Origin of the sequence: Candidatus Thermodiscus eudorianus, assembly GCA_015521085.1 — an archaeon.
Lineage (GTDB): Archaea > Thermoproteota > Thermoprotei_A > Sulfolobales > Acidilobaceae > Thermodiscus > Thermodiscus eudorianus.
This window is the reverse complement of sequence record WAOW01000006.1, coordinates 71,133-84,185: the sequence shown is the minus strand read 5'-3', so window position 1 is coordinate 84,185 and position 13,053 is coordinate 71,133. Positions and strand designations below refer to the sequence as shown.

The window sequence follows — 13,053 nt, the reverse complement described above, 5'->3', positions numbered from 1 at the left end:
GCACATTGAAAGGTGACGACACCGGGTCCAGGGAGTCATTGCTGGCCGCGGCGATACTAGTGATAGCTGTTTTAGCAACCATAGTAGGGGCAGGGCTGGCTGGAGGGACCCCTGGGCCCATAGTGCTGGGCACCTTCCCGGGCATAGCGGATGACATACGACTCCTAACTGATGGATGCAACGTGACAGTACAATCCATAGCGCCTCCGGGGATCGATCCACACAGTTACAACCTGGGCACGAGGCAGGTGGTTGCCGTGAAGCATGCCCTACTAATCGTCTCGTCCTCCCACGCCCCCTTCGAACTCCAAATCCGGAAGATAGTGGAAGGCGATAGGCTGTTGGAGATAACCAGGATACAGGGTATAAGGCTGGAGAAGATGCCCAACGGCGTCGTGAACCCGCACATGCCAATATACGACCCGGACAACTACGAGAAGTACATCGAGGCGCTGGCATCTGTTCTAGCTGACAAGATGCCCCAATGCAAGGACGTAATCGAATCCAACATGCACGAGGTAACTGCTAGACTGGCCCGGCTAGACGCGTGCAGAGAGTCCCTCCGAGGATCGAAGGCAGTGCTCGGGAGCCCGGTGGCTCAATATGCTGTAGAATGGCTTGGCGTGGAAACTAGCGTAATCCTCTCACCCGGAGAGGAGGCCCAGGTGACGCCGGAAACCCTGCAGAAGGCTGTAGAAGTCCTCGGGGAGGGCGGAATCGCGGTGGTCCTAGTCGGCCTACACGGGGAGCCTATTGGGAAGAGGAACCAGTGGCTCTACGAGCAGGCCGTGAGACTAGGCTCCCCAGTGATATATGTCCCAGCGCCCTTCACGCCGGGCTCGACCCTGGCAAAGCTATCGTACATATGTAGTCAGGTCGAGTCGGGCTTAGCTGTGGGGCCTGGGAGGGTTCCCTAATAAATGAAAGCCTCTATATGAGCCTATACTCCCATATTATTATATTGAAAACGTCTCCGCCCGACGTACATTACACAGAGAGTAGTATGAAGGGCGGGTGTAGCAGGGAATGGTTTTCCCCTTCAGGAGCGTGGAGGACTTCAAGATAGAGCTGACGGAGGAGCACGAGCTCTTTAGGAAGGCTGTCAGGGAGGTCATAGAGAACAAGGTACTGCCCCGTTGGCAGGAGATCGAGAAGACCAACGAGATACCCAGGGAGATATTCGAAGAGTTCGCCCAGCAGGGCTTCTTCGGCGTAGGCATACCGGAGGAGTACGACGGGCAGGGCGGTGGCCAGACCCTCGTAGCGATACTCACCGAGGAGGTCGCGAGGGCCGTCCCAAGCCTGGCCGTGGCGATCGGCGTGAACCACCTGTTCGGAATACCAATACTCCTATTCGGCAGTGAGGAGCAGAAGAAGAAGTACATACCACCAATAGCTAGGGGGGAGGCCTTCGGGGCCCACGCCAACACCGAGCCCGGGGCGGGTAGTGATGTTGCCGGTATACAGTCGAAGGCTAGGAGAGTGAACGACCATTACATAATCTCGGGGAGGAAGATCTTCATAAGCGGCGCCGAGAAGGCCGACTACTTCGTCGTCTCCGCGAGGACCATGCCAATCGAGCAGGCCCTCAAGGAGACCGGCAAGAGGTGGTATGGCATCAGCCTCTTCGTCGTCGAGAGGGATACCCCGGGGTTGAAGATCGGCCAGCGCTTCAACGTGATCGGCATGAGGGGAGAGCAGCCCTACGAGGTCATACTAGACGAGGTCAAGGTGCCCGCCGAGAACAGGATAGGTAACGAGAACGAGGCGTTCAAATACATAGTAACCACCTACGACCACACGAGGATAGGCATAGCAGCCCAGGCGGTAGGCATAGCCCAGGCCACCTTCGAGCAGGCGCTAAACTACGCCCTACAGAGGGAGGCCTTCGGCCAACAACTAATAACCTTCGAGATGATAATACAGAAGCTAGCCGACATGTACATGAAGCTGGAAGCCGCCAGACTCCTAACCTACTGGGCCGCATCACTAGCGGACCAGGGCAGGAGGGAGTTCGTCATAGCCAGCAGCCTGGCGAAGGCCTTCGCCACCGAAGCCGCCGAGTGGATCGCGAGACAGGCCATACAGATACACGGCGGCGTAGGAGCAGACGAGGAGACCGGCGTGGCCAGGTACCTGAGGGACGCTATAATAACAACGATCTACGAGGGCACCAACGAGATACAGAGGCTCACGATAGTCAGGCAGCTAGTCAGGCAGGCCTTCGGCCTGAAGATATAGTGTTTTTCCCCTCCTTTCCTTCGAATCCACGCCGACTCCCCCACTCTCTACCGAGGAGCCCAGACCGGTCGACACCCTTCTCTTTTAAACCAACGCAAGCTATACCTACACCCTCAGGTGGATATAGGTGAACCCGCTAGAGGAACTGGAGAAATACGAGGAGTTCCTGAAGATAAAGCCGCTCTACTGGGACGTGGAGGCGGGAGAGTTCGTATGGCTCGACACCAGGCTACTCCCCTTCGAGGAGGTCTATAGGAGGACCAAGGACTACAGAAGGGTTGGAGAGGCAATAAAGAACATGGAGATAAGGGGGGCCCCAGCCATAGGCGTCTCAGCAGCCTTCGCGATGGCCCTAGCATCCCTATACAATGACGCGAAGACCGTGGAGGAGCTGCTGGCTCATCTCGAAGAGGCACGCAACTACCTGGCGTCGACGAGGCCCACCGCCTACAACCTCTTCTGGGCCCTGGACAGGGTATGGGCCAGGATAACCGAGTCAGCCGCCAGAGGAGACATCGATGAGGTTAGGGAGGCTGTTTTAGAGGAGGCCTATAGGATCTACGTGGAGGACGTGAGGAATAACATCGAGATGGGCAGGATCGGGTCAAAGCTCATAGACGACGGTGACAAGATACTGACCCACTGCAACACGGGCGCCCTCGCGACAGCCGGCTTCGGGACCGCCCTTGGAGTGGTTAGATACGCGTGGTATGAGGGTAAGAGGATCCACGTCATTACGACGGAGACCAGGCCCGTGCTACAGGGGGCTAGGCTTAACGTGTGGGAGCTGACCAAGGAGGGGATACCATTCACCCTGGTGACCGACGGCATGCCGGGGCTCGTCTTCATGAAGGGGATGGCGGACCTCGCGATCGTGGGGGCCGACAGGATCATACTCACGGGCCACACGGCCAATAAAATCGGGACCTACATGGTTGCGTTGGCCGCGTGGGACAATGAGAAGCCCTTCTATGTCGCAGCCCCGACTAGCACGATACAGGCAACCGAGGATCCAGGCGAGATAGTTATAGAGGAGAGGGACCCCGACGAAGTGAGAAGGGTCATGGGTAAATACCCCATCACACTCCAGGACGTGAACGTGTATAATCCCTCCTTCGACATAACGCCGCCCAGGCTGATAACCGCGATAATCACCGAGAAGGGGATAGCGTATCCCCCCTACACGAAGAGCCTTAAGGGACTCTTAAGCCAGTGACCTAAACCATCCTCCATCCCATCAATAAATACTCTATTCCACGCCACCCTAAACACGAGGTGAATATAAACATGGCTACATACGCGTGCACGCCAGACGAGCTGAAGCCTCCAAGCGAGGGAGAACTCGCCAAGGTCGAGAACGGCAAGCTGGTCGTGCCCGATAACCCGATAGTAGTGTTCATAGAGGGCGATGGTATAGGCCCCGAGATAATGGCCAGCGCAAGGAAAGTGCTAGACGCCGCCGTGGAGAAGGCCTATGGGGGCAAGAGGAAGATAGTCTGGTGGGAGATGCTGGCAGGCGAGAAAGCCCAGAAGGAGTGCGGTGTACTCCTCCCTCAGGCCACGCTGGAAGCCATAAAGATGACCAGGCTAGGCCTCAAGGGACCCCTAACCACGCCCGTAGGAAGCGGGTACAGGAGCCTGAACGTCGCGATAAGGATGGCACTCGACCTGTACTCGAACGTGAGGCCGGTCAAGTGGTATGGGCAGCCGGCGCCCCACAAGTACGCGGATAAGGTTAACTTCGTGGTATTCAGGGAGAACACCGAGGACGTCTACGCTGGCATAGAGTGGCCCGCCGGCACGAATGAGGCCCTTAAGATACTTGAGTTCCTCAAGAAGGAGTTCGGCGTGGAGCTGCCCAAGGACTCCGGCATCGGGATAAAGCCGATCAGCGAGTTCAAGACCAAGAGGCACATGAGGAGGGCTATGGAGTGGGCCATTAGGCATGGCTACACCAGGGTCACGATAATGCACAAGGGCAACATAATGAAGTACACCGAGGGCGCCTTCAGGCAGTGGGCCTACGAGGTCGCGCTAAACGAGTTCAGGGACTATATAGTGACCGAGGACGAGCTCTGGGAGAAGTACAACGGGGAGCTACCCGAGGGCAAGATACTGGTGAACGACAGGATAGCCGACAACATGCTACAGCAGATAATCACGAGGCCATGGGACTACCAGATAATAGTAACCCCCAACCTGAACGGAGACTACATAAGCGACGAGGCAAACGCCCTCGTCGGAGGCATCGGGATGGCCGCCGGGATGAACCTAGGAGACGGCATAGCAGTTGGAGAACCAGTCCACGGCACAGCCCCCAAGTACGCTGGCAAGAACGTCATAAACCCGACGGCCGAGATACTCAGCGGGGTGCTACTGGTAGCGGACTTCATGGGCTGGAGCGAGGTCAGGCCCCTCGTAGAAGACGCTATAAGGAAGGCGATAGCCAACAAGATAGTGACATACGACCTAGCAAGGCATATGCCGGGAGTAGAGCCGGTGAAGACCACGGAGTACACAGACGCGCTGGTACAGTTCATAAAGGAAGCCTAGACCCTGAAACCTGGGCAATCACCCTTTTCCTCTATTTCATCAACTAACTCCAAGACCTCGACTAGCCTAGACACCCTGCACTTCACCACGCTATCGAGATAGCTACACGAGTCGCCGTAGGCGACGGGATAGCCCACGACCCGCATAGCACTCTCATCCCACCTACTATCCCCCACGAACATGGCCTCCCACGGCTCTATACCATACTCTCCCAGTATCCTCCTAACAGCCCTCGACTTATCCACGCCAACAATAGGCACGCCGCCGGGCTTCAAGTAGCCCCTCTTATCGAACTCCAGCTTGTTGGCCACCCATACGTCGGCGCCAATAACGCGGGCGACCCTCCTGGCCAGCAGGTCGATCCCCCCGGAGACGATGCCGACTAGTATACCCCTCTTGTGGAGGCCGCTCCCTACAACCGGAACCTCGGGGTCGATCTCGACATTGTTGAACTCCTCTATGAGTTCACGGATATGGACCCTGCCCTTCTTCTTGACCCATAGCTCTGTGTCCCGCCTCATCCACTCGATATAGTCTATTTTTCCCTCAAGGAACTCCCGCATGACCCTCTTGGCCTCCTCCAAGACGCCGAAGCGCCTGTGGAGGTACTCCCAACTGCTATGGATCCTCACCAGGACCCCGTCCATGTCGAATAGTACGATCTTGACCCTTCTAGCCAACTTTACACCCTTCCCTTAGAACGATGGCTACCACCGGATTATTAATAGTAAAAACGGATGGAGGTGCGTAGGCCCCCCGACTCTTTAGACTATACGGTGGCGTTACCTTTTCAGGGCTAGTGCCGCAGCGGCTCCAACAACGATTATAACTATTATGGCGGCGGCCATCAGGGCTGTGTTACCGCTTCCTTGTTCTCCTCCGCCTCCCTGTGTGGTTATGCTACTGGCTTGTTCCTGGCTCTCCTCTTGTGTACTTGTGCTGGTTGTTTCCGTTGTACCGGTTGCCGTCGTCTTTGACCCTGTTGGCGAGGGTTTCGTGGTTGTTGTCGTAGTGGTTCCCGGCGCTATTGTCGGGCCTGGTGATTCCTCCTTTGTCGTTGTCGTCTGGCTTGTGCTGGTTGTTGTACCTGGGCTGCTGGTTGTCGTGGTTTGTGTGCCTGTGCTCGTCTGTGTCTGGCTCGCGGTGGACGTGGTCGTTGCTCCGCCTCCGCTACCTCCAAGAGCTACTGGGATGAAGGTGGAGAAGCTTGAGGCCCTAAACGTCACTGTTCCGTCAGGGTTCACGTTAACATTCGTTATCAGGGTCGCTGTGCCATCATCGTGTAGCTCTAGTATAGCGACGTTCGTCGACTCTACCGGCAGGGTTATGTCGGCCTTGCCCTTCTCAATACCCTCCACGCTAACGCCCACTCCAGCGGCCGTGTAGCCGTGGGAGGCGGCTAGCTGTGAAGCCTCGGTCTCGTCAAGGACCTTCAGCTTTAGGGCGCCATCTATCACCGTGTTTCCATGGGTCTTGAACACGACCTCGCGGCTCCCGGCCTTGACGACGAATACCTTGCTCGATGCGAGGGCTATTCTACCAGTCTTTACGCTGAATCCCTTCCCGTGGACCTCGACGACCTTGGACCCCTGGAATATTGGGTAGCTGAGGTTCACCGTCTCTCCAGAACCCTCTACTATGGTCTCTCCGCTAGCGACCTTCCGAACCGATAACCCTGGTTCTCCAACCGTTATGTGCTCTAGGTCCTCGAGGTTCTGGCACGTTATGTGTAGCTGCGTCCCTAGGTCCTCGCCGGTCTCCGTGTTGTAGAAGTGTATGCTGCCATCCGTGGAGAAGTCGGCTGTGAGGCTGGTCTTGCTGCAGAGTCCCTCGTCCATGAAGGGGTAGAGTAGCGTGGCTGCTATATCGTAGGCCACGCTCGGGTCGCCGTCTCCCTCGATGTTGATGTTGGCGGATAACCCGTTGTTTGTGATCTGCCCGTTTACATTAATGTTTGTCGGGTAGAAGGATAGCGCGTCCGGGTTTATCCCCTCTACATTGGCCTGGATTGTATCCTCTGCGTGTAGGGTCTTGGTGGACGAGCTGCCTGTTAGGAGTAGGTGGTATGTGAATGATCCCGTCGCATTCTCGTAGAAGAGTGGTATCGCGTTGGCCGTGATGTTGGGTTGTACCGTGTAGTTCCCTGCTATAGGCGTTGTTGGCGGTGCCGTTGTGCTAGTCTCCGAGTGTATATGGACACCCACGCTAGTGCCCCCGGAGTATGTCACGTCTATGCTGGTGGAGGTCTGGTTGTTGGCTTCTAGCATCGACTTCATCATGGAGAGTATGTTGTAGAGGTTGTACGCTGCCTGCTGGTCTATAGTAGTGTTGCCGCTGTTGAAGGTCACATTCATCATTGTATCCGTGGTAGACGAGGTGTTAGTGACCACCTGCATCTGGTAGAGCGTGAAGTTGCCCTTCAAGTCGCCGGGCATGCCGACGAGGATCATGGCACCGTTCACTAGGTTGAACACGCCGTCGACATTGGTCTGGAACACGCCGTGCGTTCCATTAAATACTCCCGTGGTTGTTCCCGTGGCATTGACTGATACCTCCATACTCGGCATGCCCGGCATGCCGGGTTGCCCGCCCATGGGGTTCATGGGGTTCTGGAGTATGTAGGCTGGCATTGCTACCTGCAGGTAGGGTAACTCCGCGGTTAGAGGCGCTATCAGTGATGGCGATGGGGTCATGTTCATAGTGTTGCTTAGGTTGGTGTAGAAGTCTAGGTCGAATGACGTGGAGAATCTCTCGCTGCTATAGGAGCCCTGCAGGTTTAGCCTTATGTAAAGGTCGCTCATGTTCTCGTTCACGTAGTCTATGTTGGAGTCCCCGGCTAGGGACATGGTTCCGCTGTTGCTATCGCCCTGTAGGGTCAGCGTGAAGGACCCGGTAGCGTTGGTAGGCTTCTCAGTCGTCGCCTGTAGCTGGTAGGTTATGGTCGAGTGGCTTGCTCCGAGACTGGCTGTCTCGTTTACCGTGGTCGAGGCTATTAATGCCTGTGCTATTGGTAGTAGCACGAGTATTGCCAGTAGGAGTACCGGTTTAAGGTTTATTTTAGTCAATCACCTTCACCCTTTTTCCATCTATATCCCTGTGGAGAAGGGTTAATATCTATTGGTTATAGAGATCATACGCCTACAGGGAAAAATTATTATTTATTGGAGCCTAGAGGTTTACCCGCTTCGAGAAGTTGTAGACCGAGATGCTCACGAGTCTATCGCCTTTGAGGCTCACTATAATGTCGTCCTCGATCATTATGCTCTCATCGGGCTCCTCGTCGCTGAATACGAAGTAGAGTATATCGTTCTGCTTATCATACTCGATCCAGAGCTTCCTCAAATCGCCTATCTTCAACTCGCTGACACGGGACAACGCCTCCTCGTACTCCCTAAACCTATCCTCGGCCATAGCAAGCCACCCGAGGGTCTAGACGTGGCGCGGGGTTTACTTGTTGAAGCCGGGCTTCCTCACATTGACGACCTCCCTGTTCACGAGCGTAGGAGGCACCTCTCCCTTGAGGAAGGCGATCAAGTTATCGGCTACGAGCATGGCCATCCTCGTCCTCGTCTCTGTGGTAGCGCTCGCGGCGTGAGGAGCCAGCACGACGTTCTTAAGCTTCGTGAGGGGATGGTCTGGGGGCAGTGGCTCCTGCTCGAACACGTCTATACCGGCGCCGGCGATCCATCCCTCCTCAAGGGCCTTGGCTAGAGCCATGTTGTCTACAACCTTCCCTCGGGCCGTGTTGATTAGGTACGCTGTCTTCTTCATCATCTTGAGCTCCCGCTCGCCTATCAAATGGTAGGTCTCCTTCGTCAACGGTACGTGTAGCGAGACGATGTCCGACTCCCTGAGTAGTTCTTCGAGGGTGGCGTATCTGGCGTTGAGCCTCTCCTCTTCCTCGCGCGGCAGGCGCCTCGAATCGTAGTATAGGATCTTCATGTTGAAGCCTTTAGCCCTCTCGGCCACGGCCCTCCCTATGCGTCCCATGCCTATTATGCCCAGCGTCTTGCCGTTGACCTCGAAGCCGAGCATCATGAGCGGGTGCCATCCCGTCCCCGTCTTGTGCCACTCGCCGCTCCTAACGAAGCCGTCGGCCTCTACGATCCTCCTGGTGACAGCCAGTATGAGCCCCCATGTGAAGTCGGCTACAGCCTCCGTCAATACCCCGGGCGTGTTAGTCACGTATACCCCATACTTTGTGGCGCACTCCAGGTCTATGTTATCGAATCCCACGGCGTACTGCGCAATTATCCTCAGCCGGGGCTGGCCCTCCTTGATCAGGTTGCAGTCGACCCTGTCAGTAAGTAGTGTGACCAGGGCGTCGTACTCGCGGGCCTTCTCCAGGAGGACCTCGTAGGGCGGCGCCGTGTATTCGCTCCAGACGTCTACATCGTAGTATTCCCGGATCCTCTCCAGCCCGGGCTCCGGGATCTGCCTAGTCACGAAAACCCTTGGCTTCTGAACCATGGACAAACACCACTTCTCTAATAGACCATATTCACTAGATAGACGCCTCTAGGTATTTTAGAATTGTTAGTAACAGCCACGCCCCGCCGAGTATATCCACGGGCATTACAGGCTCCATATCGCATCAGACGCCCTCTAACAGGGTAATCGCGTAAAACTAAATACTAATATAAAACCCGGACTACCCCCATAGGAGGATACGGCCATGACGGCCGAGGGCCCCAACGTTTTTGCCCCCAACGGGCAACTACATTACTAGGAGGGCGTACCCCCGTGCTGGTAGGTGTAATGAGTGACTCCCACGACAACCTAGCGAATGTCAGAAGGGCTGCAGGAGTGTTCAACGAGCTCGGAGTGGACCTGGTAATACACCTAGGAGACATAGTCGCGCCCTTCACACTGATAGAGCTAGCCGGGAGCCTCAAGGCCAGGGTAGAAGCGGTCTACGGTAATAACTGCGGCGAGAAGGAGGGTCTGAGGAGGGCTGCTTCAAAGGTGGGAGCCGGGATCCGGGAGCCGCCCTACACTCTTACACTAGACGGCAGGAGGATACTCCTGCTACACGGTTTCGGGTCGCCCGAGAATACCGTTGAGATAGTCGATGCACTGGCGGAGTCGCGGAGGTGGGACGCGGTATTGTATGGTCACACCCACGATAGCGATCTACGCTACAAGAGGGGAGTCCTGGTATTGAATCCCGGCGAGACCGGGGGCTGGCTCGGGGAGCCCAGCGTAGCAGTGCTGGATACGAGCACGTTGAAGGCGAGGATAATTTGGCTGGACAAGAGGTAATCGAGCTCGACGGCTTGAAGAGGCTGTTGGAGGTCATAGCAGCCGACTCCAGCGTCGAGCACATCGGGCTACTCTTCGGTAGAGGCTCCCGCGTCCTAGTCTACGTTCCATTGAGGAACGTGTATGGTGCCAGGGACAGGTTCCAGGGAGACGCCTGGGATATAGTCGTGGCCTTCACCATGGCCGAGAGGTACGGGTTGGAGCTTGTAGCTGTATACCACAACCACCCCTGCGGGGAGCCAAGGCCGAGCAAATACGACCTTGAGGGGATGAAGCGGTGGCCATATATATGGGTCATCGCATCGAAGAGGGAGATAAGGGCCTGGAAGCAGACCAGCAGGGGCCTCGTCGAAGTGGGTGTAACCGGGTAATGAACCTGTCGAGGACTCCGCGGCAACGGGGTAAGAGGAAGCCCCTCGTGGGCCTGGGGAGCATACTGCTAGCCTTCATACTAGCCTACGCGGGCTACCTGGCCACTGGGAGCACCCTGGTAGCGGGTGCTCTAGCCGGGCTCCCCACCTACGTGGCCCCCGCGTACTTCGCCTGGAAGAGGGAGCCCTTGAAGGCCTACGCCTCCGCCCTCCTCGCCTCGATGGTGTCTGGCAGTATAGCGTGGATAGTCACGGGCCTCGGAGGCAGGGAAGCCACGCCCCCGGTGGACCCGGTCCTGGCTTTTGCGCTGGGCCTCGCGACCGCTGGCCTGGCCTCCCACCTGGCAGCTAGCAGTGTATTCGTATACCTGCTAGATGCCATAGACCATGCAACGACGTACTACCCTGGCATAGCGTCCCTGTTCCTCTGCACGTCGAGCGCCACGGTCCTGGGCCTAGTTATAGTGGTTTCGCTTAGGAAGCCCCGGGACATGCTCAGCCCGAGCGTCCTCCTAGTCGCGGTCCTCGGGATAGTCTTCCTCCTCTTGACGGCTGAGGCTTGGGGCGTCTAATCCCGGGGCCTCAGGACTGGGGTATACTTGGGGTTAGAGTAGGGAGGCTAGTTTTCCGAGGCCGTATAGGGTTATGACGAGCCCAAGTATGAAGTAGAGCCCGTATAGAAATGATGCGGCGGTGGCTATGTCTAGGCTCTCCCTGTAGGAGGCGGTTTCCCCGCCCTTCTGGTAGGAGTAGTCGTTTACCTCCATCTTGAGGAGCATTAGCTTGGGAGCGCCAGTGGCGTTACCGTAGCTGAGCACTCGGTGGGATTCTATCTTCATTAGGAGGCCCGTGGAGCCGTGGTAGTAGTACGTGGTGAAGCCTAGGTAGTAGGTCCCGTTCACCGGGCCGGTTATGATTTGGGGCTGCAGGTCTACCCGGTAGCCCGACGCCGGTCCCAGGCTAGACACCACTCCGCTCTGCTGGGCGTATAGTGCTAGGAGGTCTAGGGGAGCGGCCAGTATACTGTATAGGTTCTCTATGGTTGTGTTCGTGTGTATATCCTCGCCGTTTGACGTCGTCAGGCGGACCTCGGCGTACCCGTCTCTACAGGGGTCGTTTAGGACTGAGAGCCTCCAGGTGAAGTTCTCCAGGACCTCCACGCTCCTGTTCTCCTCGAAGTAAGCCACCAGGGAGCCCTTCCCCTGGGACTCCAGGTTGGCTAGGTTCACGCCGAAGGCCGTTCCATTACACTCGGAGGGCTTGCCCGTGAACGCCGTGTAGACCTGGCTTGCGGTCGAGGAGTAGGAGTATAGGGAGCTTGCCATGACTGCTAGCCCGACTAGGATCAAGACGATCCCGGCGCGTTTATCCATAAGCCCGACACCTCCTGGAGGCCGTGGGGCCACGGCCTCTATAACCCTTACCCGGGGGCGATCCTACATTATCCTCTGGAAGCTCAGGAGCGATAGGACCAGCAAGAGGGTCCCTACGCCAACCGCTACGGTCAGGGCCATGGCCTTCTTCTCGCCTAGGAGAGGCTCCACGAGCTCTTTAAGGATGTAGGCTCCGTCGGCCAGGATCGAGCCGCCCGGTAGTGGGAGCACCAGGGGGGCGGCGTTAACTATGGCGAGGCTCAGGTTTATTATGAAGAGCAGGTTCACGAACACGCCGACTTCTCTGCTAGGCCAGTACTCGTTCTCAAGGGTTATGCCTATCCTCCCACGCTCACAGGGCTTCGCGTTGGGGTTACCCTCTCTATGCACGATTACATGGGTTACCTCACCGTTGTACCGGACCTCGAAGTCTATTGTCAGGGTCTTCGTGGGGTCCGGCAGGCCCATCCCTCCGAGTATATTCAACACGTCCCCAACACTCCTAACAGGAGTCCCGTTTATGGCGAGGATCTCCATGCCGGGCTTCAAGCCCGCCTCGCTGGCAGGGCTCCCAGGGTCAACCCCGGTGATGACGGCTCCCGCTACAAGGGCCCCAGCCAGGAGTAGCGCTATAACCGCGATCACGGCGTTGGCCCCGACGCCGGCGGAATAGACGGGTATCTTCCTCCTCTTCTCGGCTCTATTCAGCTCCTCCTCGTCGGGCTCGACGAACGCCCCCGGTATGAAGAGGAAGAAGGCTATCCCGGCATCCCTTATCTTCAGCCCGACGGCCCTCGCCACGTAGGCGTGAGCTAGCTCGTGGAAGAACGCGGCCACGCCCAGCGCCAGTAGTATGTATATCGTGGCCTGCCACGACATGGTCACGCCGGGTATGAAGGGGACGAAGCCGGCGACCCCCGCGGAGCACTCGGGGGGCTTGATGTATCGTAGCAGGAAGAGGTCTATCGTGTAGTAGTAGAAGAGCACCGCCGACGCTATGAGGATTACGAAGCTGGCCCACCCGTAGAGGCGGAAGAGCCTGGCCTTGCGGCCCTCGGGCATGGGGTCGAGGCTTATCCCCGCCCTGGCTATTATATAGCCGGGGTGGACCTCCACCCTACCCCTCTTACCGCGGAACAGCGAGTAGACTATTGTCCAGAACACTACCAGTATCGCGGCGAACGCCAGCAGACCCCTGTCCAACCCCCACTCAACTCCAGATACCGTTCCTAGGCCAGGCAATTAAGACGCTA

The 13,053-nt window shown here is 57.1% G+C and carries 13 protein-coding genes; 7 read left to right on the top strand and 6 right to left on the bottom strand.

The annotated features are described in order from the left end of the window. Positions 1-5: 5 nt before the first annotated feature. The 4 genes from F7C38_05825 (at position 6) to F7C38_05810 (ending at position 4,794) form a co-directional block, all read left to right on the top strand. Positions 6-917: a zinc ABC transporter substrate-binding protein gene (locus tag F7C38_05825; GenBank protein ID MCE4601066.1), complete on the top strand. Its 912-nt coding sequence runs from the start codon at positions 6-8 to the stop codon at positions 915-917. A 109-nt stretch (positions 918-1,026) separates the two neighbouring features. Continuing rightward, the gene (locus tag F7C38_05820; GenBank protein ID MCE4601065.1) at positions 1,027-2,241 is read left to right on the top strand and encodes an acyl-CoA dehydrogenase family protein; all 1,215 of its coding nucleotides are present in this window, start codon (positions 1,027-1,029) and stop codon (positions 2,239-2,241) included. 127 nt (positions 2,242-2,368) lie between these two features. Further along, complete coding sequence (gene mtnA, locus F7C38_05815) at positions 2,369-3,457, top strand: S-methyl-5-thioribose-1-phosphate isomerase (protein ID MCE4601064.1); 1,089 nt, start codon at positions 2,369-2,371, stop codon at positions 3,455-3,457. 71 nt (positions 3,458-3,528) lie between these two features. Further along, on the top strand, positions 3,529-4,794 hold the full coding sequence (locus F7C38_05810; GenBank protein ID MCE4601063.1) for an NADP-dependent isocitrate dehydrogenase: 1,266 nt from the start codon (positions 3,529-3,531) through the stop codon (positions 4,792-4,794). On the opposite strand, the gene F7C38_05805 is transcribed toward F7C38_05810, so the two are convergent. The 4 genes from F7C38_05805 to F7C38_05790 all read right to left on the bottom strand — a co-directional run bounded on the left by F7C38_05805 (position 4,791) and on the right by F7C38_05790 (position 9,264). After that, positions 4,791-5,474 (bottom strand): HAD-IB family phosphatase, encoded by a 684-nt coding sequence (locus tag F7C38_05805; GenBank protein ID MCE4601062.1) that lies wholly within the window; start codon positions 5,472-5,474, stop codon positions 4,791-4,793. The genes F7C38_05810 and F7C38_05805 overlap by 4 nt on opposite strands. Before the next feature lie 102 nt (positions 5,475-5,576). Further along, positions 5,577-7,859 carry a hypothetical protein gene (locus F7C38_05800; GenBank protein MCE4601061.1) on the bottom strand — a complete coding sequence of 761 codons (2,283 nt, stop codon included), beginning with the start codon at positions 7,857-7,859 and terminating at the stop codon, positions 5,577-5,579. A 103-nt stretch (positions 7,860-7,962) separates the two neighbouring features. Then, positions 7,963-8,205: a DUF2283 domain-containing protein gene (locus tag F7C38_05795; GenBank protein ID MCE4601060.1), complete on the bottom strand. Its 243-nt coding sequence runs from the start codon at positions 8,203-8,205 to the stop codon at positions 7,963-7,965. Between the two features lie 36 nt (positions 8,206-8,241). Then, positions 8,242-9,264, bottom strand: a complete 1,023-nt coding sequence (locus F7C38_05790) for an NAD(P)-binding domain-containing protein (GenBank protein MCE4601059.1) — start codon at positions 9,262-9,264, stop codon at positions 8,242-8,244. Between the two features lie 273 nt (positions 9,265-9,537). Here F7C38_05790 and F7C38_05785 point away from each other — a divergent pair, with 273 nt between their 5' ends. From F7C38_05785 to F7C38_05775, 3 genes are read left to right on the top strand one after another with little or no spacing between them, the layout of a single operon-like run. Next, positions 9,538-10,056, top strand: a complete 519-nt coding sequence (locus F7C38_05785; GenBank protein MCE4601058.1) for a metallophosphoesterase — start codon at positions 9,538-9,540, stop codon at positions 10,054-10,056. Then, the gene (locus tag F7C38_05780) at positions 10,038-10,427 is read left to right on the top strand and encodes a Mov34/MPN/PAD-1 family protein (GenBank protein ID MCE4601057.1); all 390 of its coding nucleotides are present in this window, start codon (positions 10,038-10,040) and stop codon (positions 10,425-10,427) included. Before F7C38_05785 ends, F7C38_05780 begins: the two co-directional genes overlap by 19 nt. After that, complete coding sequence (locus tag F7C38_05775; protein ID MCE4601056.1) at positions 10,427-10,999, top strand: hypothetical protein; 573 nt, start codon at positions 10,427-10,429, stop codon at positions 10,997-10,999. The genes F7C38_05780 and F7C38_05775 overlap by 1 nt, the downstream gene beginning before the upstream one ends. A gap of 33 nt (positions 11,000-11,032) precedes the next feature. Here the strand turns inward: F7C38_05775 and F7C38_05770 are convergent, their stop codons facing one another. After that, positions 11,033-11,800: a hypothetical protein gene (locus tag F7C38_05770; protein ID MCE4601055.1), complete on the bottom strand. Its 768-nt coding sequence runs from the start codon at positions 11,798-11,800 to the stop codon at positions 11,033-11,035. A gap of 63 nt (positions 11,801-11,863) precedes the next feature. Then, positions 11,864-13,042, bottom strand: coding sequence for a site-2 protease family protein (locus F7C38_05765; protein ID MCE4601054.1), 1,179 nt, complete (start codon positions 13,040-13,042; stop codon positions 11,864-11,866). Positions 13,043-13,053: the final 11 nt, after the last annotated feature.